Source organism: Fontibacillus phaseoli (assembly GCF_003337355.1).
Taxonomy (GTDB): domain Bacteria; phylum Bacillota; class Bacilli; order Paenibacillales; family Paenibacillaceae; genus Fontibacillus; species Fontibacillus phaseoli.
On sequence record NZ_QPJW01000002.1, the window covers coordinates 365630 to 390578 of the forward strand.

Below are 24949 nucleotides of genomic sequence, written 5' to 3' on the forward strand. Positions count from 1 at the left end.
CCTGTTTCCAAGTTGGCGTAGCTTGCCTAAAGGATTTATCTTACCAGATCAAAGCCGTATTCCGGCGCTTGATCATCCAATTGCTGAAGCACCGTATTTACGATCAGACTCAATACGTTAAGCGTGCCTTGATAGCCGATAATCGGGTAGCGGTGCATATGATGCCGGTCAAAGATCGGAAAACCAAGACGCACGAGCGGAATGTTCGCGTCCTTGGCCGCATATTTCAAATGCGAGCTTCCGATCGCCAGATCCACCGGATCGCTGATCAGCAGGGATCTCATATGCCATAAATCGCGGCCGATATGAACCTGCCCCTCCTCCCCGTACGGACTGGATGACAGCAAACCCTCCGCTTCCTGCTGGAATTCCTTGTCGCCGTTCGTACAGACGATGTGCACCGGCTCCATGCCCGTCTCCAGACAGAACCCGATGAGTCCGAGCAGCAGATCGGGATCTCCGGCCAGGGCCACTCGTTTTCCGTGCAGATAATTGTGCGAATCCGTCAAAGCATCGACGATCCTGCCCCGTTCCTCCGTCAGTTCCTTCGGCACATCAAGGCCGGTGATTTCGGAAATCGCCGCTAGCAACCGGTCCGTAGCGCGGATTCCGATCGGGGTCGGCATCGAGACGACCTGCTGGCTCCAGCCGCTTTGGATATATTCCAGCGTTTTCTTCACCGCATATTTTTGCAGCGATATCGTACCCAGGGCACTTGCCGCTTTCGGCACATCGGACAGTTTCGTCCCGCCATAATAGTAACTATATTCCCCCGCCGCCGGGGAATCGAAATTGCCGCTTTGATCACCAAGGAACGTATACCCGCTTCCAAAGATGCTCAGGATTCGCTTTAGCTCTGCAAAATTACCCGTATACGGCTCGAAGCCAAGGATCAGATTCAGTTTGGCGAAATCGGCTTTGGAGCTCGCCGCTACGTCTTCGCTCCGCTCGTACAAATAGCTTAGAATCGATTTGAGCATTGCATCATAACCGGTAATATGCGAGCCCACGAAACTTGGCGTATTCGCATAGGGGATGGGGACGTCTTTGCCGACCGCGCCTTCCTGCCTCGCCGTCTCAATAAAAGCGTTCAAGTCGTCGCCGATGACTTCGGCCATACAAGTCGTGGAGACGGCGACCATCTCTGGTTTATACAAGGCCACGCTGTTCTCCAGGCCTTCGATCAGATTTCTCATGCCGCCGAACACCGCGCCGTCCTCCGTCATGGAAGAGGAGACCGCCGGCACCGGCTCTTTGAAATGCCGGGATAAATGGCTGCGGAAGTAGGCTGTGCAGCCTTGGGATCCGTGCAGGAAAGGCAATGTTTTCTCAAATCCGAGCGCGGCCATCACGGAACCGAGCGGTTGGCACGCCTTGGCGGGATTCACGACCAGCGAGTTTCTGGCGAAGTTCTTCTCCTTGTACGCCTCGGATTTGGAATAAGCGCTGGCTTCTTCCACCTCCGCCGCCGTGCAAGGCGCTTCGAAGGCTTTTTTGCGTTCGAGCAGTTCCTTGTATTCATCGCTGAGGAACAGATCATTGAAATCGGCAATCTCCGGTTTTGCGCTCATACGCTCACCGCCTTTCTTTGCGGGTCTTTCAGCAGATCCCACACCGGACTGTTTACGGTCATATCCATGTCTCTCGCAAAAACTTTGAATCCGTCAAACCCGTGATACGGTCCGCTATAATCCCAGGAATGCATCTGGCGGAACGGAATCCCCATTTTGTGATAAACGTATTTCTCTTTGACCCCGGCCCCCATCAGATCGATGTCCAGCTTCTGCGCCAGCTCCTCCAATTCATAAGCGGAAGGATCATCATAAATGATCGTGCCTTCCTTCAGATCGGGAAAAGTACGCGTATAATCGTCCTTGTGGCCGAATTCATAACCTGCAGCCACGATCTCCATGCCAAGATCCTCGTAGGCGCCAATCGTATGGCGAGGGCGGAGTCCTCCGATCAGCAGCATCACTTTCTTGCCTTCCAGACGCGGACGGTATTTGCCGATGATGGCGTCCATCTGAATCCGGTATTTCTCGATCATTTTCTCGCAATTGTCCCGGATATGATCGTCGAAACGGTCCGCAATCGCCCGTAAACTCTCGATCGTTTTGGTCGGTCCGAAGAAATTGTATTCCATCCAAGGAACCCCGTACTCCCGCTCCATCGTCGTGCACATGTAGTTCATCGACCGGAAGCAGTGAATCAGATTCAGCTTGGATTTATGGGCGATCGCCAGCTCGTTGATCGAGCCGTCGCCGGACCATTGGGCAATGACCCGCAGCCCCATCTCCTCCAGCAAAATCCGGGACGCCCAGGCGTCCCCGCCGATATTGTAATCGCCGATGATGCTGACATCGTAAGGCCCGCATTCCTCAAGCTCCCGGCGGCCCATCAGGAAATCGCGGATCGCATCGTTGGCGATATGATGGCCGAGCGACTGGCTCACCCCGCGGAAGCCTTCGCAGCGGACGGGAATGATCGGAATGCCGATTTCCGCGGTCATTTTTTTGGCTACCGCTTCGATATCGTCGCCGATCAGCCCGACCGGGCATTCCGACTGGATGGAGATCCCTTTGGCCAGCGGGAACATCTCCTTGATTTCCCGGCAGATTTCCTCCAGCTTCTTATCTCCGCCGAAGACGATGTCCTTCTCCTGAAAATCGCTCGTAATCTGCATTGCCGTAAAATTGTCGACTCCAAGCGTCCCGGTGGCGTAATTCCGGCGGGTGCCCCAGCTGTATTGCCCGCAGCCGACGGGTCCATGGCTGATATGAACCATGTCTTTGATCGGCCCCCACACGACCCCTTTGGAACCTGCATAAGCGCAGCCACGGACCGTCATGACCCCCGGACGGGATTTCATGTTGGATTTAATGGAACATTTCCCGCAGTTGATCAGATTCTCATCATTGATTTCATAATGCTTGCTTCGGTCCTTCCTGGCCTTATCGGGATACACTTCCAGCATTTCGTCGATCAGGTTTTGTTTGCTGCCGAGGTCCGTACTCATGGTTTCCCCTCCTCCTTGCGATCACTATTGGTTTCGAACCAGCCCGTTGACTTTCCCCGTCAGACCGCCTTTTGCTGGCCTTGAATCGCTTTGATATGCGCCTCTTCATCCTCGATCACGCCGAAGTTAATGAGCAAATCCTCCAGTTCCTCCATGGAGATCGGCGTCGGGATCGTCAGCATATCATTATGCAAAATTTTGTTTGCCAACAGTTCGTATTCTTTTGCTTGCGCATGTTCCGGCGAGTACTGGGCCACCGTCATTCTGCGCAGCTCGGCATGCTGTACAACATTATTGCGCGGCAAGAAATGAATCATTTGCGTGTTCAGCCGCCGGGCAAGCTCGGTAATCAATTCATCCTCCCGGTCGGTGTTCCGGCTGTTGCAAATCAGGCCGCCCAACCGCACCCCGCCGCTGTTCGCATATTTCAAGATCCCGCGGGCAATGTTGTTCGCAGCATACATAGCCATCATTTCTCCGGAGCAAACAATGTAAATTTCCTGGGCCTTGTTCTCGCGGATCGGCATCGCAAACCCGCCGCAGACGACGTCGCCGAGCACGTCATAGGAAACGAAATCCAACCCGTCATACGCTCCTTGCCCTTCCAGGAAATTAATTGCCGTGATAATGCCTCTTCCCGCGCAGCCAACGCCCGGTTCCGGACCGCCGCATTCCACGCATGAAATATCTCCGAACCCTTGTTGGACAACGTCTTCCAGTTCCAAATCTTCCACGGTTCCACGTTCTGCCGCAAGATGAAGCACTGTTTGCTGAGCTTTCGTGTTCAGGATCAACCGGGTCGAATCCGCCTTCGGGTCGCACCCGACAATCATCGTCTTCTGACCGAACTTCGTGGCAAGCTGGGCTAACGTGTTTTGCGAAGTCGTCGATTTTCCGATTCCGCCCTTTCCGTAAAAAGCGATTTGTCTCATGTTACATCATCCTTTCGAATTAAAATGATTTTGAAAATAATGGCTATATCTGGAACTCTCAAGAATGAGATTTTCCGCGTCTCCTTTGCGAACAATCGGCACAATCCCGGCTCTTTGCAGTTGTTTGCGCGGGTGGTCGCCGATCCCGGAACAGAGCAAAATCTGGCAGTCCCCCAGAATGGAGCATATTTCGCGCAGTGTGGCTTCTTTATCGCCGTTACACTCCGCACGGCCGTGGCAGTAGGATTGGATTTTTCGAACTCCGAGCAACTTCACTGTAAAACCGTCACTTTCATAAATCATGAACTCCTGGGCATGACCGAAATGCAGATTCACTTTCCCCGAGCCTCTGGTCGCAACTGCTACCCTCGTTATAAACCGAGCAGCTTCGGAAGAGTCCGAGGCGATGATTTCCGGATCCGGACCCCTTCGCCTTTGCTGACGCTGCCTGATTTTTTCATCCAGGCTGGCTTGCAGCTGTTCCCTGGCTTCCAAATTCAAGGGCGGCGCCTGCTCAATACTCTCCCAGGTAAAATCAGCACTGCGGTCCTGGCCAAGGAGCCCGATGGCGTCGGCGCGACATTGACGGCAATGCCGCATGATCTTCATGCCTTCCTGGCCGCAGATTTCCTGCAAAGCATGAAGCTCCTTCGGCCGGGGCGCCCGTTGTCCCTCTTGCTCGTATGGACTGCCCGGCGCGACGATGAGCGGCGTTACATTGTGAAGGGCCGCTCCAAGCGACTTCACGGTTTTGGATACCTCCGGCAGATGAACATCGTTGACTCCCGGAATCAGTACGGAATTGACTTTGCATAATACCCCCCGCTCGCTTAAGGCTTTCAGGCCGGCCAATTGGCGCGAAATGAGCAGTTCGGCAGCCTCTTTACCTTCATACCGGACGCCGTTATCATACACCCAGGCGTAAATTCGGCTGCCGATCTCGGGATCAATCGCATTGATCGTAATCGTCACGTGCCGGATTCCCAGTTCCTCGATGACGTCCAAATGCTCCAGTAGCGTCAGTCCATTGGTGCTAAGGCAGAGGTTCACGTCAGGTACCCCGGACCTGACCTTCCGGAAGGTTTCAAAAGTCCGGTCCGGATTGGCGAGCGGATCGCCGGGTCCGGCAATCCCCACGACGGACAACTGCATGAGTTGGGCCGCGACCCCCCTCACCTTCTTGTCGGCTTGATCCGGTGTGAGCACTTCGCTAACAACCCCGGGACGGCTTTCATTGACGCAATCGAATTTGCGATTGCAGTACCGGCATTGAATGTTGCAAGCCGGGGCTACGGGAAGATGCATCCGGGCGAAATATCGGTGGGCTTCTTCGTTGTAGCAAGGGTGGCGGTTGATCTCTTCCAATAAGGCAGGACCGCTGCATCTTCCAGACTCCATTCTCCGTTTCCTCCCCTCTCCAGTTCCAGTTCCTTTCACTTTTAATGTCAGGTTTGATTTGCTGCATTCTCGATAAATTACTTTTATTTACATTCATCATATTTACATTAGAGTATTGCGTCAATTAACTTAACATTAAATTCGCCTGATTTCAGGTCAAGTTTGCTATTTCGTCAATTTACATGTTATATATGTTTACATTTATATAACATGTAAACGATTACCAATATTCTCACATCATTTTTTTGTCTTTCATAGCCCGATACTTATTTACAAAATCACATAAAAAGAGCCCGGCAACCTTGCCGGACTCCAGACATAAATACCGCTATTTAATTATGCTTACCGCGTGCAGTTCAATTCTGCCGCTAAGCACTTTAACCGTAATGATCGTCTCCTTTGCAGGGGCAAGCGAAGCTTGAATTGCCTCCGATGGTTCTTCATTCCGTGATAATGTAGTTCGCGTCATCTCCACCCCGTCCTGGATTAGACTCACAACCGCCTCCTCCCGGCAAACCAAATCCAGCGCCACCGAATTTCCTTGTTCGACCGAGCTAAAAGTGTAGCCGGCAAACTCCTCCCCGGCCAATTCCAGCGCCAGCCAGTTCCAGCCGCTGTCAAAGCCGAATCTTCTATTCTGCGGCTCACCGGTAATCGGGACAATGCTCATTCCGGTCTTGGCCCGGTACTTGTAAATATTCCCCTCCGTGCGAAGGCCGCTGAACGAACTCCCTTTTCCAGGCAGCTCGTCAAAATCGGTTCCCCGGACCCGGCACCCCGGCTGACGGAAGGCGGATGCCGTAACAAGGGGATGTGGAGTACAGTTTTCCACTTTGATATTGTCCAAATACTGGTCCAGAATCTCCTGTATCACTTCATAACCAGGTCGAGGGCCACCTTCGAGATACGCCAGCAATTCGTCCCAGCCCTCCGGCTTGTTCACGGCGAATGGGGAATTCGGCCGCTCCATCTTTTTCCACGGCCACAGGTTATAACCGATCCCGAGCGATACGGCCAGCGGATACATCGCAGCAAACCATTCCAGATCGTTCTCACCGGTTTCGCCCAGCCATAACGGCTGATCCAACCGATCGGATAGTTCCAAATATTCTTCATAGGCCTCTTTGCCGGGCATGCAGGCATAACGGTGGAAATGAATCACCATATTGGAATCGTATCTTTTGTAAAATACCGCCGTGTTCGTGGACCAGTGATGTCCCTCCACGGACAGCATGTGCCGGGAATCGATCTCGCGGATCGCGGAAATGACCTCGTCATAAAACGCCGTCAGCCGCTGCACGAGAAAAAACTCATGCTTCCCTTCCATTAAGCCCGGGCGCAGCGGCTCGTTCAGCAAATCGTAGCCGCCGACGATCCAACGGTCGCGGTAGCGGCGGGCAAGTTCCTTCCACAGTTCGATCCCCTTATTCCAGCTGTCTTCATCGGTAAACAGACGGGGAAAATCATCCACCGAATCGTCGATGTTGGCTCCCGTTTGTCCCCCGGGTGCGCCGTGCAAATCGAGAAAGGCATAAAGCCCGAACTCCTCGCACCAGTCCAGACAGCGGTCGATCAGCGCAAAGCCATCCTCTTTCCAAATTATTTTCGGCTCATCCTCCATGAGTACCCGCCAGCCGATTGGGATACGAAGAGAGTTATATCCTTGTTCGGCCATCAGGCGAATGTCTTCCCGGGTGATATAATTGGTGCGGAACCGCTTCCAAAAAGAATCGGCATAACTGCTCCCGGCCAGTTCCCGGATCACCGCCTCAATCCTCCGTGGACGATCGAACCGGGTGTTATGGGATAGCCACATATATCCTTCGCATAACAACCAGTTGCCGAGTCCCCAGCCTGTGAGGATGATTTCCTCGCCGTCTTCGTTTACGACCTTGTTTCCCTCCGCACGCAAAAAGCCTTTGACGCGCGAACGACTCGTTTTTTCAAACATTTTGCTTCCCTCCTGCTCCTGCTGCTGTCGAATTTATCGCCATCATTATAGCATCCGCCCGTGAAAGGTAGGGACGCCCCCGATATTTTGGCCCCGAATCCGAAAAAGCGGGACATTTTCGCTACGCTGATGGGAGCCGTTTTCTTTACTCTGTAGCTCTTTGCGAGCCAATTCGGTAATCGACTTGATGAATCGTTGACGATTTCCTTTTTCTGCCTTACTATATATCTAAAAGATATATCTTTTAGATCGGAGATCCCGCCATGGCTGCAAATAAAAATAAGACCTCCTATGTCATCCTGGGCCTTCTTAATGAAGAGAACTTGTCGGGCTATGAAATCAAGAAAATCGTGGATTTAAGGTTATCGTTTTTCTGGAACGAGAGCTTCGGCCAAATTTATCCGGAGATAAAGCGGCTTGCTTCCGAGGGATTGATCGCTGTTTTGGAGGAACCGAAGAACGGGAGCGGCAAGCAGAGCAAGAAATACGAAATTACGGAGCAGGGCAAGGCGGAATTGCAGGAATGGCTTAAAGCCCCGGTAGAAAAAGAACTCATCCGCTTTGAAATATTGCTGAAGCTTTATTTTTCCAACGCCTCCTCTTCCAGAATCATGTTGGAGCATATCAAACAATTTCAGCTCAATCACCAGCGGCAGCAACTGCTGTTTGATCAATTTGAAGCCCAGCTTAAGCAGGATATCGATGTGCACAGCAATCACAGGCAAATCCTCATGGTCTTGTCTTTCGGACAAAAATTGTGGAAATCGTATGCCGAGTGGTGCGAAGAAAGCATCAAGCTGCTGGAAAATGCCGTCGCCGGACAGGGGGATGACGTTCATGAATAAAGTGGTGGATTTTTACTACTTTTCGGGTACGGGAAATACGGAGGCGATCGTTAAACATGCCGTCAACATCCTGGAGCAGCACGGTCATCAAGTTTCGTTAAAGCAATTTCACAATAGAACGGAGATTTTCCATGGGACTGCATTTAAAGGGAATTCTGATTCCCCTGTTAGTGATGCTTCCGAATATTCTTTTTGTGTTCCTCGGACCTCAACACATGCCCAAGAACCTGTCTTCCACGCACATGATCTTTACCGTATTGGAACGAATCGGCCAAGCGGCTTGTTTTGCGATGCCCATCCTGTTCGGTAAAAAGATTGCGGAACAACAGGGTAATTTCATTCCGATCCTGATGGCGATATGCCTGCTTGTTTACTACCTGTGCTGGATTCGCTATTTTGCGGGTGGCCGGGAGTTTGCGTTGTTGTTTAAACCCTTAGGGTATATAGCCATTCCTATGGCTTTGTTCCCCATCCTTTTTTTCCTGCTTCTCGGCCTTTGGTTGAAATCCTATCTTTTCATAATGCCTGCGATTCTGTTTGCCGTCGGCCATTTCGTCAACAGTTGGAACGTGTATGCACAGATAAAATGAGGCTTGGAGGATGCGGTCGGTCGAGAGCACTCGAACCTCCACGGGGGGTTAGCCCACACGGACCTGAATCGCGTATGTGATTCGGAATCAAGCGGAATATAAGTCAAAGGAACGGAATTAAAAAACCGTCAAAAGCCTTGTGAAATCAGGGTTTTTGACGGTTTTTTTGTTCAAATTCAAGCGCCGCAAGGGTTCCCGGCAATTCCAGAAAATGCGGCCGATTTTGGACGTTTGAGAGAACTCGGAGAGAACAACGACCAAACCACGCAGCAACAAGACCCCAACCAACATCAATGAAAGCATTCTCGTGAATCTTTTCATTTTTGCCCCCCCAATGATGATTTTTCTTTACTGAAATTAGTATAGAACAGTATTTATTCAGATTAATAATGCTCCTGATTATGGCTTGAACAATAAATAGAAAAGTACACTTTTTACGGATTAATCCTTAAAAATTCGGGTCCAAATAGTTGAACGGCTTCGTGGTAAAGCTTGAGATGATAAAATGCCATGTTGAAATAACTAGTTATTGGTACTGAGGCAATCAAATTATGAAACTCAACAAGTGGAGCATGAAAGACAACAGCCACTCAGCTATTGCTTTACGTGTCCCAACCAAGTTCATCATAACTTTTTCCATTTAGGTAATTATTTATAGCAGTTTTAACTAAAGGCATTGTATTCGTGGGTAATTCATTTATTTCAACCCACTTGTAATATGAATGCTTCTCTGGCTCCTTATTCGTAAGTGAACCAAGCCATGACTGGGAAGCAAAGAAAAGGTCAATAAATTCACAATGTATGAGTTTTCGATGAATTGTCCCAACTAATTTGAGTTCCTCTGGATTAAGTTGAATATTTACCTCCTCCTGGGCTTCTCGAATGATTGTCTCTCTTGCAGTTTCATTTCCATCCATATGTCCCCCAACAACGCCAAAAGTGCCATCTTCAAAGCCTGTATTATTTCGAAATAATAAAAGTACCTTTTCATTGTCTAAAAGTATTAAATTAACTCCACATCTTAGCATAAACCGTTCTGTATTCAAAAAGTCACATCCCCTGATTTAGGTCATTGTTTTTACGAATCCTTGTCCTTGTTCTGACAAGTGCTTGTATCATCATTGCCAGCGCAACTAAAATTAAATTGTAGTAAAAAGGAGCATCATTATTAAACTTTTGAATTAATACTCCAGCAATCAACGGCGATACGATAGAACCCAGTTCTGAAAGTGAAACTAAATTTCCCATGAATGTACTGCGGTTCTCTATCGGTATCACATCACCAATATGTGAATAGAAAGAATCCAGATAACATGCCCCCCCAATCCCACCAATCAGCATACCTGAGTATATAATCCACTTATCAGTGAAGAAAAGAAATGAGCAAATCTCAACCATGATAAAAAACAAACCAGCGATACACAGTAATAAACGATCTCTAAGAATATCCGAAAGCTTGCCAACGAAAGGAGCTGACACAAAAGTGGATACCCCGACAACAGTAAACGCAAGGCTTATCTCCAGTGCATCCCAACCCAGCTTATATTTAGCGTAAACTGAAAAATACGTTAAAAAGATGGCATATGCACTCATCTCCAGAAAATGGACTGTGGAATACAAAAACAATTGCTTCTTTAATTTATTTTTTTTGAAACCTCCTTCTTCAAATAACTCTGTATTTTCAGAATTTACGACTATGCCGGGAAACCTCATTCTAGTGACGGCTATTAAAGATATGAAAGCAATAAATCCTACAAAGTAAAAAGGCATCGATAATGAAAAATAAGTAACAATAAGCCCACTAATGACTGGCCCCAAAATCATTCCTGCTCCTTCACTACTGCTGACATAGCCATTAAGTATTCCTCGATTTTCATTTGTACTAATATTATTTACTGTAATCCTTACAAAAACGCTTAATCCAATGGCAACAATTCCTTGAAGGATTCTAAGCATTGCTAAAATAATAAAAGCATTTGCGAAGGGAAAACTGATCATGCATACAATTTCGGCAACTAATAATATTACTCCTAACCGCTTTGCACCAATTTTGTTATAAACTCTTCCAGTTATACTCCCCCCACAAAATCTCCCTACGTAAAATAGGGAAAACAATATGCTCATTCCAAAAGCGGAGATGCCAAACTTCTCAACATAAAGAGCAAAGAGCGGAAGTATCATACTCCCACTCATGTTAGTTATCAGGCTGATAATAATCAAACAAATAATATTTCCATTTAAGAATAGTCTTGATTTCATAATTATCGAATCCTCTCCTTACTCCCAGTTCCAGAAAACTCTACGCCTTTCATAAAAGAACCAATCCAGAGCGGAATAAACTCTTTTAGTTTCTTTGGTTCACGGATTAAAGGCTTTAAATCAATCCTTAAATCGGAACGAAGTAAGCATGGTTGAGCAAAGCCTTCTGGATCAACTCGAATAGACCAAAAGCCTTCGACACAAGAAGATTTTACTGGACACATCTGACAGGTTCCCACATATGAACTTCCTAAAGAATTATCCATTAATCTAACAGAACAGTTTTCAAAATCAATCATTTTTAAGTTCACGCCAATTCCAGACTTGTTAATATATTCCCGCCCCCCTTGATGAATTAAATCCTTTGCCAAATCATACGTACTAATTCTTTTTTCAGTGTATGTTGGGCGATTATAATCGGTCCACACCAATTCCAATATTTCAATATCGATTTGCAAATCTCGAACAAACTGAATAATGTCCATATTTTCATGTTGATTTTCAGGCATAAGCAATGTATTGATTTCAATTTCAGGAAAGATTTGTTTTGCTTGAACTATGCTTGCTTTCACTTCATCTACGGAACTTATTTTTTCAATATTCCACATAGATTCATCACTGAAAGCATGAAGAGAAATTTTCAGTTTATCAATGTGCTTGGACTTTAAAGAATCTAACTTCTTTTTCAACAAAACTCCATTGGTCGCTAATATAACCTTAAACTGATCTTTACCATGTAAGGGTATGGAATCAAGTATCGGCTCCAGTTTTGGAGAAATGAGTGGCTCTCCTCCAGTAAAGTAAAGCCTGCTAATTCCTAAATCTATCAGTGTTTCCACAAGAGTAATATATTCTTCGGTTGAACAAGTATGCATTTTATGTCGCAAACCATTTTTCCCGTCAATCTGTACGGGAGGAACTGAACCTTCGTTATGGCAAAACCAACACCGAGCATTACAGGTAGTAGTAAGAGAAATTCTGAATCTTCCCTCACTAATCCTAAAGAGATCAAATTCTTTCATCAGCTCTTCTTCATGCAAAGTAATCACTCCAATTCAAAATGTAATATTGGATTAATCAATGCAAAATCATGATGAATATGGATTTTATATCCAATTAATTGATTATTATGGTTTTTATTTATACTATTCTCCATGAGGTTTCGCACAATCCATCTTTCTGTATAGTAAATGTTTAGATATATACTTATACTTTGGGTGAATACGATATGATATTTACACATCCACTTTGTATAAGACATATCATTTAGATTAGCCATTAAGAAAAAAAACAGCCGTCTCCGGCTGATTCTACCGATTGATTCGCATATCCCTCAATAGGCCTTTAATAAATCTAAACGGGAGAAGCTGTTTCCAAAATGAAATCAAACGTTTTGGTGAATCTTAAAAGAACTATGGAGAATTAAAGACTCGTTTGCTTGTCGCAGTCCTCCCTTTTTATACATACATCGCTATCAGTCACATCTGTACGAAAAAGGAGGATGAACATGAATAGCGTTTCTACTCTGATCCATTTAGCACAACAAGGTGACAAAGAAGCTGAAGCCAAGTTGATTACCCGTTATGAGCCGGCTATTAATAAATACGCCAAACGAAATGGAACCATTGATGAAGATTGCAAACAACAGTTGACAATTGCTTTTATCCTGGCAGTTCGTCGCTTTGATCTTGATCGTTACAAATAATCACGGGAAAGACCATGTGGAATTTTCTTCACATGGCCTTTCCCGTGATTTCACACACTTTCATTTTGCTATATTAAGATCAATTCCTGAAGCAAATTTGTTCGATCGTGAAAGGAGATCCAGTGGAGTGGAGAAAGACCGGGCCAAAAACAAATCAAGTTACCGTACTTTACCACTCGTTCTGAGAAAGCATAATTTACGGCGGATCCGATTTCATGATCTTCGGCACAGTTGCGCCTGCTTACTACTTGCTAACGGTATCAGCTTAAAGGAAATTCAGGCGTGGTTGGAGCATAGCCATTATTCCACGACCGCCAACATTTATGTTCATCTTGATTACAGCTCGAAGATCTCTTCGGCTCAAGTGATTAGCAACATTTTGCAAATCCCAATCATGCAAAAAGCTCCTGAATTTCCTCGGGAGGAACCTCAAGAGCTCGTTCATTGTTAGGTTGATGCGGTCGAGAGGACTCGAACCTCTACGGGGGGTTAGCCCACACGGACCTGAACCGTGCGCGTCTGCCAATTCCTTCACGACCGCGTTTTTTCGTTGTGCGATGTTTTGCAGCAACGAAAAATGTGATATCATGCATCGCCAAGTGAGTCAACAAGCAAATTAAAAAGTCAATTACACTTCAAAACTCACCGATTTGAAATTGCTATAGAATCTCCCCAACGTACCGGTAAACTTCAACACGCAGTAATCCGGGTCGGTCACTCCCAGCGGATAATATAAGGTATCCCCTTCCCGCCAGATTAATTCTTTGGATGCTTTATCTTCAAGAACCTCCATGCTGCCGCGGAACATTACGCCAAGAAAGCGGCCTTGATCGCAAAAATATAGATTGGCCTTGGGATTTTCCCGGAATTGTCGGACCCTCATCGAAGACGTGTTGGTCGTGAAGTAAAAGCATTTCATTCCCTCACGAACACGAGGGGCGAGTACCGCTTTAATCTGGGGAAATCCTTCTTCGTCTATGGAACCGAGAAATGCGGTACTTTGGCCCTCAATTAATGCGTTCACCTGGTTTAAAATCTGCTGCATTCAATCACCACTCCTTTAGACAACTCCACTATAGTAAGTGCAGTATACTTCCACCGGAAGTGATTGAACAGTACCCACTTTTTTGTAAGCATCACTGTATCGTCTGGTTAAGAAATAAGGCCTTGTTCCCTCAAAAAATATTCCATCCCGCTCTCCAACATAAGCTCAACACCGATACCTTGCATAATTACAACCACCTCAAGCAGCTTTTTGCCTCGTTCCGTCAAATTATAAATCACTTTACGAGGGTAGCCTTCGAAGGACTTCTTATCGACAATACCGTAATCCTGGAGATCTTTCAAATGCTCAAGGAGCATCTTTTGGTTGATCCCTTGAATTTCCCGTTCCAGTTCCGCCAACGAGGTGCCGGACTTGCCAAGCTGCCATAATATAATCGGCTTCCATTTGCCCCGGATAATGTCATGCGTCATTTCCAGTGGACAAGTATAGGTTTCTCTCAGCTTCATTGCTGCTCCCTCCTATGAAATGCGTCCCTTTACCCGCATTCAGTTTCCCAGATCATATCGGTAATTCGCCGCCGCTTCCACCTGACTAAACCCCTCCTGAAGATAGAGGCCCTTGGCCCGTTCATTCTCGGCGTTTACACAAAGGATCGCTTGAGCGTAACCCTGCTCGACCGCAAATGACAAAGCCGCTCTCAGCAGCATCCGTCCCAGTCCCCTCCCTTGATACTCAGGGATAAGAGCAAGCGGTCCGATATTCATAATCGGCGCTCCTTCGTATTTATCGCGCGTACCCCGCACAATTCCTACGGGCCGTCCCCCATGATACAAAACCAGCATCCCGCCTTCCAAAGCATCGTCTCTCGCAGCCATTTTCGCCACCATTTCCGGCGTTACCGGCGTTTCATTCCCTCTCAGTGTGGCGAAGCCCGCGTTGCGGACTTCCGCCCATGCCTCCTCATCTACTCCCAACCGAAAAGCCTCGAGCGTATATCCGTCAGGCACGGAGTAAGCCGGTTTTTCCAGTTGCTTATGAACCAGGATGAAAGCATACCGCTCCAGCTTAAAATCCAATTTCCCCAGCATCTCCATCATTCTCTCTTGCATGGTCGGAACAAAAACAAAGAGCTGATCCAGCCCTTCCCCATGCTGTACAATCGACCTCAATAAATGACCGTATAGTGCAAAATCGTCCACCTCGGAATAAAAAATCCGGAACCGTCCTCGACGCCCCTTGCGATGGTAAGCATCCTTAATGAGTGAGGCTGCGGCTACCATGTCCCCTGCGGGATCCAAGGCGATATAGGTCGGGTTATCTTCGCCAATCGCAAAGTCACGTAAATCCTCTTCGTACAAAAATGATTCGTCCACTTCTTGGCGATGCTTCCTGCAATAAGCAAAAAACTTCTCCAGTTTTTCCGCGCTCAACTCTTCCATTTTATATTTCGTCATTTCTCCCCATGCTTTATCAATAATAGAACGTATAAAGTCGGCTTTTCCTTGGGTATAGGCTACTCGATCATTTCGGAATTTGGCGGCCAACTCTTCCTTTAGACTCTGGTATTGTCTCAATGCCTCCGGATGCCGCTTTAGATAATCCCGGAACAGGATCTTTTCCCGCCACTCCGTACTGTTGTGCCCATATACATGCAGATGGTGGGTCCCTGCTCTCCATTCCCCCCTTCTGAAAAACCGCCGCCTGGGAAACTCCGCTTTAGGTACATACTCATACCCCAGTCGAGCCAGCGGCTCTATCCACAATTCGGCGTCATGGAGATTGGCAATCCCAATCATCATATCAATCACCGGTTTTGCTTTCAGCCCCGGCACCGCTGTGCTCCCGATGTGTTCGATGCAGATCGCTTTATCTCCAATAGCCGCCATGATCTTGCCGGCTTCCTGTTGAAACTCCAAAGCCCATTCATCGCTGTTTAGCGAAATCGCTATCGTCGGATCCATCTCGTCCCCCCATAACTCATTCATAACCAGTCAATTACCACTACCCGGGGTTTTTTATCCATAATTAAAACCCCTATCTATGATATTGAACCAGAGTTACCGTTTTTTAACAAGGAGACAATAATTTTTTCGAAATTCGGCCAACGATTTTCCTGAAAATAGCCCGATTGTTTGTTTACTTAGCGAAAATTCAGGTAATCATGTAATTGATAAAAAAGCTTCCAGCTCCACTCAAACTGTGGTTTGGAATCAATCAGATTGTAGTGGATATCCATAATGGAAATCATTTTTCTTCTATGGATGAACACGGTGTTGTTAGCCAATTGAGCAATTGAATACAAAAAGAAGACGCAAAGCAAGCCAAGATATTTTTTGACAACAAATAGACTCTAATCAGATCAAAGCTTTCTTCAGCTCAAGTAATGAGCAATACCTTGCAAATTCCCAGTATGCAAAAAGCTCCTGAATTTCCTCGGGAGGAAACTCAGGAGTTTTACAATGCCGTAGTATTGTTAGCTGTTTGCAGACATGAAGCCCTTCACTCTTCCCCTGAAACAAGAAGTTATTCAGATATTGTTATATTGGAGAATGCAGCCTCGCCGTGCTCGACAAACAATCCGAAGCTGCCGGGCTCGTAATTGTATGCCCGTGTCGCAAGCGCCGTGTTGTTCACATAGATGAGTATGATATTTCCGCTGGCGACGATTTTTATGTCGGCCCCGGAGATGCCGTCCAGTGGAAGATAGCGCTCCTCCACGAACAAATGATGGCCGTCAAATTTGTTGGAGCGGTCGAATACAAGTCTGTTGCGCTGTGGCTCCAATCGAACCTGACACCATTTCTCCAGCCCGGCTCCGCTCGTATGCAGCATAATTCCGCAGGCTTGCGTATCGTTTGACCACTGAACCGAAGTTTCAATCAGACAGTCGCCAGCCATGCGGCCGAGCTCGATCCAGCCGAATCCGTAAGGCTCCTTCCCGGTAATCGCTGCTGTGTCCGAATCCCACACGCCCAGATGGGCGGCAGGGGCTTGCGGCAGTTCCTGCCCGAAGCTGTCCTGAATCGCGGGGATCAGCTTCACGCCAAGCGTTCCATCGGGATGCTGGACCAACTCATGCACCAGTGTGCTTCCGCCCCATTGATACGGACTCATGTCATCCATATTCGATCGAATGGCTTGCCAGCCTACAAGATACCGGCTAGTCCCATTGGAAACGGTCTTGGCCGCATAGTAGCCTCTGCCGTCGAACATATCATCATATGGGGGTATGAACCATGGGCCTTCCGGTCTTTTCGCCATACGGTAACGGGTTTCCCACCAGCGCGTATAATTGGAGAACACCATATACCACCAGTTGCCCATTTGAAAAATATCGTGGCATTCATGTGTGGCATAAGAGCGCGGCGCATAGATCATCTCCCCGTGCTCCCACTGCTCCAGATCGGCAGACCTCATAATATGCGTGCAGCCGCTGCGGTTCATAGGGCCGCTCTTCTCCGTTGTGGTGACGGCCATCCAATATTCACCCGCTTGATCATTCCAGAATACTTGCGGATCTCTCCAGTGCAGATCACCGTAATGCTCCGTATAGGGCGAGATGAAGAAGGAGGGGTCCTTCCGCCATTGGATCAGATCATCGCTGATTGCGCGCATAAGCACTTGCTCATGCTTGCCTTCCGTATCCCGGTTGCTCTCATTGAACCCCGTATAGTAGAAGTGGAACACACCGTCCCGCTCTACGACGCTGCCTGTGCCGATATGCCAATCCTGCTCCTCCGGACTGCCGCAGGCGATAGCAAGGCGAGGCTCCCCGTAGCTGACAAAGTCCTTTGTTGTTACTTCATAGATACAGTATTTATGCAAATAGTACAGATGATGCACACCGTCATGATAGAACGGCATGAAATCTCCGCACGTATCCATTCCCGGCATGTTCTTGCGCTCTTCTTCATGCATATAGAATCGTTGTCTGCTGCCTTGTTTCATAGCGTTTCTCCTCTCCCGCCTTTAATTTTCAAAGGTGCTGTTATACCATTCATTCACTTCTTCCGTAATCTGATCGCCGCCGAGCTTCTTCCAGCTTGCAACAAAAGTATCATAATCGGATACCGGCGCGCTTCCCGTCAAAATTTTAATAAAAGTTTCTTCCTGCAACTTATCCAACGTGGCGCCTTTCTGGCTCATCGTCTTGGTCGGAAGCCCAAACCAGGCCGAGCGCTCAAAAAGGTTGTTCTCACGGTAATGACTAATTATTTTCCATGAGCTTTCCGGGCCGAGAAACTTGTAATAGTTCCAGCCGAGCGGATCGGCTCCCTTATCCATGCCCTTGTCTATATAATTTTTGATCGTATTGTAATAACGAACCGCCTCAGGATGAATATTGTCCAGCTGCTCTTTTCCTTCCAGCACATCATTGATTTGCTTGTAGTACATATTCGGCTTATCCTCGGACGGGTCCAGCCCTCCGAAGGCGTAGGCGGCAAAGTTGATGCCGCTTGCGGGATCAACGCCAAACTTGTTCAGCATATCCATCGTTGTCTTGGGATTGTTGATTCTGTCCTGGAACAGATTAATAATTTTAATTAGCGCCTCGGGATATTGGACGTCAGCCCGAACGGCAAAATAGCGCTCCATCGTTACATTAGTTGCAGGTTTAGCAGGTTTGCCGTCGGAAGATACGATAGGAACCGATATCCATTCCGCCTTCGGATTGTTGACGATCGCATCCTTGGCGCTCATCCATGGCAATCCTTCTCTTCCATAGAAAAGGCCGATTTTTCCCGCCGCGATATCTTCACCGACCTTCTTCCAGTCCTTAACTCCGAACTCGACGTCGATCAAGTCTTCTGCAAACATCTCCCTCAGCTTGGCCAGAGCGTCCTTCATTCCCGGTTTAATCGCTCCGTAAGTTATTTTTCCATCTTCTCCTCGAATCCAGGCTTTCCCGTAGGCGTGGTAAGCAGCGAAAAATCCTTCAAAGCTGCCGGTTGAGCTGGTCAGATCCTTTTGGAAACCGATGCCGAATGTATCCTTGACGCCGTTCTTGTCTGGATCGCCGTTTCTGAACGCTCTGGCTATTTCAATCACATCGTCCAATGTTTCCGGCACAGACAGGTTCAGGTTTTCCAGCCAGTCCTGACGAATCCAGATCATATCCGCAGTGGCGTCCGAGCCTCCGGTCTGAGGAATCCCGTATAATTTGCCGTCTACATAAGCGGTTTTCATCTGTTTGCCGCCGTCCGCATTTAATGTCGATTTCAGCGTATCCGAAGCATATTTGTCAAAATACGGAGTCAGGTCGGCCAATTTGCCGGCCTTGGCCAATGTAAAATAATCTTTGGCGGGAAGTGTCATTATATCCGGCAAATCATTGGAGGCGATAGACATCGTCACCTTCTGCTGGAAACCTTCCCCCGCAACGGCCCATTTGTAATTGACCTTGATGCCCAGCTCTTCCTCATAGGCGCGGGTCCACACGTTATTGTTTAGATCATCTCCCGGCAAATAACGCTCGTCGCCGTACAGGTTTTTCATAGCTGTAAGCTCAATCGCCGGTTCGTATTTAGCCAAAGGTCCGTCGTTTTCCGGCCTTACAGTCGCCGTGCTGTCATTGCCTGACGGCGGCTCCTTCCCGTTCGTGTCATTCCCGCAGGCAGCAATCGTTATCATCATCAGGACAAGCGACAGAATTAGAGCTGTTTGTTTACCTTTCCGTTGTACCATGCAAATTCCCCCCTCATCATTATCCATACAAAGCTGATTATGCATTATCCTTTGACGCTGCCGAGAAGCATGCCCTTGACGAAAAATCTTTGCAGAAACGGGTATGCCAGTAGAATCGGAAGTGTACAGGACAGAATCATCGCAGATCTGAGGGATCGCCCCGTTATTTCCAGCATCGACGGATTGTTGGCCAATGCCGTGGAAGAGAGCTGCGACAAATCCAGATTCAACACCATCGTCTGCAAATAAGTCATCAATGGATATTGATCCGGCAAATTCATGTAGATTAAGCCGTCAAACCATGAATTCCAATGTCTTACCAAAATAAATAAGGTGATCGTCGCCAGCGAAGGCAGACTCAAAGGCAGATAGACCCTCGTAAGCGTTACAAACCAGCCGGCACCGTCTATTAATGCGGCTTCCTCCAGTTCATTAGGAATCGCCCGGAAAAAGTTCAGCAACAGCAGTACGTTAAACATGACGATTGCTTCCGGTAGAATCAATGCCCATATGGAATTGACCAATTGAAGCTCATTGACGACCAGATAGGTAGGAATAAGTCCCCCATGAAACACCATCGTCACCATAAAAAACCAGACGTACATGCCTCTGAGCCGAAAGATTCTGTTAGTTTTGGATAGTGGATAGGCAACGAGAATCGTTAAGCTTAGCTCGACGATCAAGCCGAGAAACGTTCTCTGAACCGTAATCCACAACGATTTAAAAAATTGCGAATTGCTGAAAATGTACTCATAGGAGCTTATATTAAATCCTTTAGGCCAGAGGCCGACCTGATTCGCTTCAACGACCGAACGCGAGCTGAAGGATACCGCAACCAGATTCAAAATCGGCAGCAGACAAAGGAATGCCATGAAAGTGAGTACAGTAATGTTAAAGATCTGAAAAATCTTCCTCGAAGGATTCGTTGTTTCCATTGTTGCAACCCCTTTCATAAAAGGCGGCTAAAAGACCCGGTACCCGGCCCATCGGTGAGCCAGCCTATAACCTGTAACGATTAATAAAAAGGAAACGACCGATTTGAAAAATCCGACTGCCGCTGCAGGGCCGAACTGCACATCCACTACACCGATCCGGTAAACAAGCGTATCAATGATGTCGCCGGTGCTGTATACTTGCGGACTGTACAAATTGTAGACCTGGTCAAAACCGGCCTGAAGCACATTGCCGATTCCAAGCACGGTGAGCAGGATAATGACCGGAGCCAGCGCAGGCAGCGTCACATGCATTGTCTGTTTCCATTTACCCGCCCCATCGATGATCGCCGCCTCGTACTGCGTCGGATCGATCGTCGTGATGGCCGCCAGATAAATAATCGTCCCCCAGCCGAACTCCTTCCAAACATCTGTAATGACAAGAGTGTAAGGAAATATATCCGGGTTACCGAGGAAGAAGATCGGGTCTACTCCGAAAAAAATGAGCACATTGTTCAATATTCCCGAAGATGGCGATAGAATATCGACCAGAACGCCGGCAAGCGCAACCCAGGATAAGAAATGCGGCAAATAGAGCAGCGTTTGCACCGATTGCTTGTACCGTCTGTGCCGAACCTCATTCAGCAGCAGCGCAAACGCAACGGGCACAATCAAATTGCCGATAATCTTCATGACAGCAATGAAGAAAGTATTCCACAACACGCTATAAAACCCGGGAAGGTTAAAAATGTAGGTAAAATTGTCCCACCCTACCCATTCCTGTTCGAAAAAACTGAAAACTGTCTGATAATCCATAAAAGCAACGGACAACCCGCCTATCGGCACATAGCGGAAAATAATCGTTATAATTACGGCAGGCAACAGCATGGCATGAAACGGAAGTTCCTTGATAAACCATTTTTTCTTTGCTCTACCGGAAGCAATGATGTCGATCCCCTCCTTGATTAAAGCGTTTTCATTTGCGATCGCATCTTAATTATTGAATTTTTCCGCTTCCATTGGAATGCTAACATTTATACTTTTACTTTCATTTCTTTACTTGTTGGCCACAGCAGAGGGTTAGTCCTGGTTACGGTATTCCTGCGGCGTTTGTCCGACCAGTAGCTTGAACGTCCGGATAAAATAATTGGAGTTGTCATATCCGCTTTTTTGGGCAATTTCGTAAATCTTCATATTCGTGTTCATCAAGAGTGATTTGGCAAGATTGATTCGGCAATCGGTAATATAATCATGCAGCCCGATGCCCTCGTCCCGTTTGAACATGCGGGAGAGATAAGAGGGATTGAAGCCCGTTGCTTTGCCCAGCGCAGTCAGCGAAAGATCGGACGACAAATGATGATTAATATAATCCTTTATCCGGGCAATTGTCGATTCGGTATTGTATTTACGCACCATCTCTGCTGCATCGCATAATGCTGCCGCTGTTTTGGAGAGAAAATGGGCCCTTTCAGCCCAAGCGGTCATTGAATCAGGGTTGTACAGCAGCGACAAATCGAGCTCGGGCGATAATTTGCCGCTTAACTGATTCTCGTTAATATAGGTCAGGAGAACTCTGCAAACGGACAGATATAGCTCCATGGCATGCAAGGAACGACGGCTGAAAATGCCGGACAGCACTTGACAAAATTCGTTCATCAACTTTAGAAATGACTCCTGATGGCCGTTTTGCAAATGCGCCTCCAATATTCCAACCCGTGGCAGCATACGGACAAGATTCGAATATTCCCTTTCTTCCTCCATCGCCGCTTTGTCCTGATAGAATGCGCCCTCTACAACGATACCTTCCTGGCGGTGCAGATTGAACTGGACCATGATCCTTCTAAGCGCTTGATATTTCCGGCCAACTTCAAGCCAAGACACCTCTTCGCTTGCTACCGCGAAGGATAGCGGGCAGCCTGCCTGATTGTTCAGAATCGATTGCGTGTCCTCCAGAAGCGAGACAAGCATCGATGGCATAACCATTTGCTCCTGACCGATAATGAACCAGACAATATCCTCCGAGTAGGGAACGCTCACAATTCGGAACGTTTCGGACAACAGTTGGGCTTGCAAAATTTGCTCTACCGTTAATTGAACGATGCCCCTGGTCGCCAGCGGCAACCGGTCTGCACCGAAACGGCCCAAAATAAGGACTACTTTCCGGCCGGGCCGAAACATCTCATCGATTTCAACCATTGAAGGCGCCATTTCCGGCAAGTCGGACATTTGCTCCGCAAGTAAGGCAACGAGCAAGTTTTGCCTGAAGACGGGAAACATGCTGGAGAGCTGGATTTGGGCATGGCGAAATTCCATCTGGAGCTTCTGTTCATATTCAAGCCGGTCGAGAGCGGTCGTGACGGCGGCGATGACTTTATCGTCGCCTTCCGTTTTGAGCACATAATCGAAGGCGTCCTGCTTGATCGCTTTATAGGCATAATCGAATTGGTCATAGCCGGTGAGGAATATAATTTTGACCTCCGGATGGAAACTTTTCATCCGGCCGGCCAGCTCCAATCCGGATATTCCCGGCATTTGAATGTCGAGCAGAACGACATCCGGCCGCACCCTTTCGAATAATTCGATAGCTTCCATAGACGAACAGGTCGCCGATACATCCAGCTTTAATTGTCTCTGCTCTTCGAAGAGCATTTGGAGACCATCGGCAATAATCGGCTCATCGTCAACAATTAACAGCTTGCGGTCATTTGGATTCATTCGGCTTGCACCGTCCTTTGTCCCGGGATATGAATTTCAACGCGAAAACCGCCAAGGTCGGACTTGTCAATTGCAAGACCGGATTCAGGGCCGAAAAATATTTGCAGCCGTTTATGAATATTGGACAAAGCCGTCACTTGGCCGTCCCGGTTTCCTCTCAGAATAAGATTGCTTATTTCCCGAATGGTATGCTCATCTTCATTCCCGCTATTCTCAACACAAATGATCAGTCCTTTATCATCCTGATGAAAAGAGATGCGAAGAATATTGCCGCCGCTGGAGGATACCTTCTCAAAGACATAGTGGAATGCGTTCTCGAGCAGCGGCTGAATAATTAACCGGGGGATCGGCTCATATGCCCAGCTCTCCGGCAAATCGCCGAATTCAACACGGACCCGGTGCCCGAACCGGTAGCTTTGAATGGCAGCATAGACGCGGGCATGCTCCACTTCTTCGCGAAGCATTTTCTCATCCTCTCCGTCCCGCGTAATATATTCATAAAACTTGCCAAGATGCTCGCATAATAAAACGCTATTCTCGTAATCCCTCATCTTGATCATGCGGTAAAGAAGATAGTAGCTATTGTACATAAAATGGGGATTGATCTGGGCTTGAAGATGTTTGAGCTGGGCATGGCTGATGAGCAACTGCTGCTTCAAATCCTTCTCAATCAGGTTGTCTATACGGCTAACCATTTCATTGAAGCTGCTGTACAAAGGAGCCAGATGCGACTTCTCGTATTTTGTAATTCTATATTTGAAATTGCCCGCCCTGACCTGCTGGAAGGCATCTTCCAGCAAGATCTTCAAAGGATTGTACACACGGCGATAGGAATCGAGAAATCCGGACAAAATAATGAGCCCGATGATGACGATAAAAATGAGCAAAATCGTCAGACTAATGCCTACTACAACTTGATTTGTATTATCGACATAGAGCCAGAACAGCCTGGTTTCCAAAAAACTTGATTCGCTTTGGATCACATCATATTTCTGCCCGTTCAGCTTTATTTGCTTTTGCAATACCGGGGTATCATTAAGCAGGGAGTAACCGTCAACTGTGCTGGACACGATAATATTATGATGCCGGTCCACTAAAGCGATAATATCCTGATCCGTTAATTGAGCGTATTTCAACTGCTCCTCAATCGCCCTCTTATTCAGGTCGACGATAATGACGCAGTCGGGGAGCCCACTTCCGGGCGATTCTGTAAGCGCTTCCCAAATTATAAGCCGATCATGATATTTCTGGACGGGGGAGGAGTCTGTAAATAAATCACGCTCGAAATCGTTCCATACTGCGGGATCCAGATCATTGATTTCGCCGCTGCCAACTACTTTGTTGACAGATTTAAAGTAAATTTTGGCATCGGCGACAAGCCTGCTACTGTTCTTCAAAGCTTCCATTTGACCCATCATAGCTTCCATCATTTCATATCGCTCAAAAAACGTGCTGGATTCATAGAAATACCGGATGCTTTCAATACTGTCATCCATCATCACATTGTACTGAACCCGTTTAACAATTTCGATTTCATTCTCAATGCTTCTATTGACGAAACCTAATCGTTCTACTTGCTTGTTATAAATAACGTCCGAGTAATAGCCCTGACTGCGGAAGAAAAGCATCACTCCAAGCACGATGCTTATCGTCAGAATCGCGGCGATGATAAGAAGAAACCGTTTATAAATCATTCTGAACACCAGATTGCTGTCGTTAGGCTTCGCTTTTATCATGTTGTCTGCCCCCTGTGCTACCCTCTTCGATTTTTGCATTTTGAAGTTTCGGTCGACCTTATTAGGAATATAATCTATTCTATTGATCGCATCCTTCACTTTCTGCGTGTTTCCGGCTTAATGGCGCCCGAATGATTAATGAAGCGGACACCGTTGATACGGCCACGCCTGCCAATCCT

The 24949-nt window shown here is 47.4% G+C and carries 21 protein-coding genes, 1 tRNA gene and 1 pseudogene; 4 read left to right on the forward strand and 19 right to left on the reverse strand.

Annotated elements, in window-relative coordinates; translation table 11 throughout:
- Nucleotides 1-35: 35 nt before the first annotated feature.
- The 5 genes from nifK to DFP94_RS09090 form a co-directional block, all read right to left on the reverse strand.
- Nucleotides 36-1571, reverse strand: a complete 1536-nt coding sequence (gene nifK, locus DFP94_RS09070; protein WP_114496136.1) for a nitrogenase molybdenum-iron protein subunit beta — start codon at nt 1569-1571, stop codon at nt 36-38.
- Nucleotides 1568-3016 (reverse strand): nitrogenase molybdenum-iron protein alpha chain, encoded by a 1449-nt coding sequence (nifD, locus tag DFP94_RS09075; protein ID WP_114496137.1) that lies wholly within the window; start codon nt 3014-3016, stop codon nt 1568-1570. Before nifD ends, nifK begins: the two co-directional genes overlap by 4 nt.
- Nucleotides 3017-3075: 59 nt before the next feature.
- The gene (nifH, locus tag DFP94_RS09080) at nt 3076-3948 is read right to left on the reverse strand and encodes a nitrogenase iron protein (RefSeq protein WP_114496139.1); all 873 of its coding nucleotides are present in this window, start codon (nt 3946-3948) and stop codon (nt 3076-3078) included.
- A 6-nt stretch (nt 3949-3954) separates the two neighbouring features.
- Complete coding sequence (nifB, locus tag DFP94_RS09085) at nt 3955-5346, reverse strand: nitrogenase cofactor biosynthesis protein NifB (RefSeq protein WP_114496140.1); 1392 nt, start codon at nt 5344-5346, stop codon at nt 3955-3957.
- Between the two features lie 328 nt (nt 5347-5674).
- Entirely contained in the window at nt 5675-7297 is a 1623-nt protein-coding gene (locus DFP94_RS09090; RefSeq protein ID WP_114496142.1) for a glycoside hydrolase family 5 protein, read from the reverse strand.
- A 263-nt stretch (nt 7298-7560) separates the two neighbouring features.
- On the opposite strand from DFP94_RS09090, the gene DFP94_RS09095 reads away from it, so the two are divergent.
- Together DFP94_RS09095 and DFP94_RS09100 are read left to right on the forward strand one after the other, a co-directional pair.
- Nucleotides 7561-8142, forward strand: coding sequence for a PadR family transcriptional regulator (locus DFP94_RS09095; RefSeq protein WP_114496143.1), 582 nt, complete (start codon nt 7561-7563; stop codon nt 8140-8142).
- Between the two features lie 131 nt (nt 8143-8273).
- Nucleotides 8274-8732 (forward strand): hypothetical protein, encoded by a 459-nt coding sequence (locus tag DFP94_RS09100; RefSeq protein ID WP_114496144.1) that lies wholly within the window; start codon nt 8274-8276, stop codon nt 8730-8732.
- A gap of 602 nt (nt 8733-9334) precedes the next feature.
- On the opposite strand, the gene DFP94_RS09110 is transcribed toward DFP94_RS09100, so the two are convergent.
- The 3 genes from DFP94_RS09110 to DFP94_RS09120 are packed head-to-tail and all read right to left on the reverse strand — an operon-like array spanning nt 9335 to nt 12031.
- A complete protein-coding gene (locus tag DFP94_RS09110) occupies nt 9335-9778 on the reverse strand; it encodes an NUDIX domain-containing protein (RefSeq protein WP_114496146.1) in 444 nt (147 codons plus the stop codon).
- 4 nt (nt 9779-9782) lie between these two features.
- Entirely contained in the window at nt 9783-10991 is a 1209-nt protein-coding gene (locus DFP94_RS09115) for an MFS transporter (protein ID WP_114496148.1), read from the reverse strand.
- A 2-nt stretch (nt 10992-10993) separates the two neighbouring features.
- A complete protein-coding gene (locus DFP94_RS09120; protein WP_114496149.1) occupies nt 10994-12031 on the reverse strand; it encodes a radical SAM protein in 1038 nt (345 codons plus the stop codon).
- Nucleotides 12032-12498: 467 nt separating this feature from the next.
- Here DFP94_RS09120 and DFP94_RS09125 point away from each other — a divergent pair, with 467 nt between their 5' ends.
- Both DFP94_RS09125 and DFP94_RS25980 read left to right on the forward strand, forming a co-directional pair.
- Nucleotides 12499-12696, forward strand: a complete 198-nt coding sequence (locus DFP94_RS09125) for a helix-turn-helix domain-containing protein (RefSeq protein WP_114496150.1) — start codon at nt 12499-12501, stop codon at nt 12694-12696.
- A 127-nt stretch (nt 12697-12823) separates the two neighbouring features.
- A complete protein-coding gene (locus DFP94_RS25980; RefSeq protein ID WP_245954645.1) occupies nt 12824-13147 on the forward strand; it encodes a tyrosine-type recombinase/integrase in 324 nt (107 codons plus the stop codon).
- A gap of 5 nt (nt 13148-13152) precedes the next feature.
- On the opposite strand, the gene DFP94_RS09135 is transcribed toward DFP94_RS25980, so the two are convergent.
- From DFP94_RS09135 to DFP94_RS09180, 11 genes and pseudogenes are all read right to left on the reverse strand, one after another.
- Nucleotides 13153-13237 (reverse strand) — tRNA-Leu (locus DFP94_RS09135).
- Between the two features lie 87 nt (nt 13238-13324).
- The gene (locus DFP94_RS09140; RefSeq protein ID WP_114496154.1) at nt 13325-13741 is read right to left on the reverse strand and encodes a pyridoxamine 5'-phosphate oxidase family protein; all 417 of its coding nucleotides are present in this window, start codon (nt 13739-13741) and stop codon (nt 13325-13327) included.
- A gap of 107 nt (nt 13742-13848) precedes the next feature.
- Nucleotides 13849-14208: a winged helix-turn-helix transcriptional regulator gene (locus DFP94_RS09145; protein ID WP_114496155.1), complete on the reverse strand. Its 360-nt coding sequence runs from the start codon at nt 14206-14208 to the stop codon at nt 13849-13851.
- A gap of 39 nt (nt 14209-14247) precedes the next feature.
- Entirely contained in the window at nt 14248-15156 is a 909-nt protein-coding gene (locus tag DFP94_RS26405) for a GNAT family N-acetyltransferase (protein ID WP_342768236.1), read from the reverse strand.
- 9 nt (nt 15157-15165) lie between these two features.
- Nucleotides 15166-15663: pseudogene (locus DFP94_RS25990) on the reverse strand (GrpB family protein); the annotation flags it as partial.
- Between the two features lie 562 nt (nt 15664-16225).
- Complete coding sequence (locus tag DFP94_RS09155; protein ID WP_114496159.1) at nt 16226-17650, reverse strand: glycoside hydrolase family protein; 1425 nt, start codon at nt 17648-17650, stop codon at nt 16226-16228.
- A 21-nt stretch (nt 17651-17671) separates the two neighbouring features.
- Complete coding sequence (locus DFP94_RS09160; RefSeq protein ID WP_181873080.1) at nt 17672-19387, reverse strand: extracellular solute-binding protein; 1716 nt, start codon at nt 19385-19387, stop codon at nt 17672-17674.
- Between the two features lie 44 nt (nt 19388-19431).
- On the reverse strand, nt 19432-20322 hold the full coding sequence (locus DFP94_RS09165) for a carbohydrate ABC transporter permease (protein WP_114496162.1): 891 nt from the start codon (nt 20320-20322) through the stop codon (nt 19432-19434).
- Nucleotides 20323-20349: 27 nt separating this feature from the next.
- The gene (locus tag DFP94_RS09170; protein ID WP_114496163.1) at nt 20350-21207 is read right to left on the reverse strand and encodes an ABC transporter permease; all 858 of its coding nucleotides are present in this window, start codon (nt 21205-21207) and stop codon (nt 20350-20352) included.
- Between the two features lie 192 nt (nt 21208-21399).
- Nucleotides 21400-23034, reverse strand: a complete 1635-nt coding sequence (locus DFP94_RS09175) for a response regulator (RefSeq protein ID WP_114496164.1) — start codon at nt 23032-23034, stop codon at nt 21400-21402.
- The gene (locus DFP94_RS09180) at nt 23031-24770 is read right to left on the reverse strand and encodes a sensor histidine kinase (protein WP_181873081.1); all 1740 of its coding nucleotides are present in this window, start codon (nt 24768-24770) and stop codon (nt 23031-23033) included. Before DFP94_RS09180 ends, DFP94_RS09175 begins: the two co-directional genes overlap by 4 nt.
- Between the last annotated feature and the right edge of the window lie 179 nt (nt 24771-24949).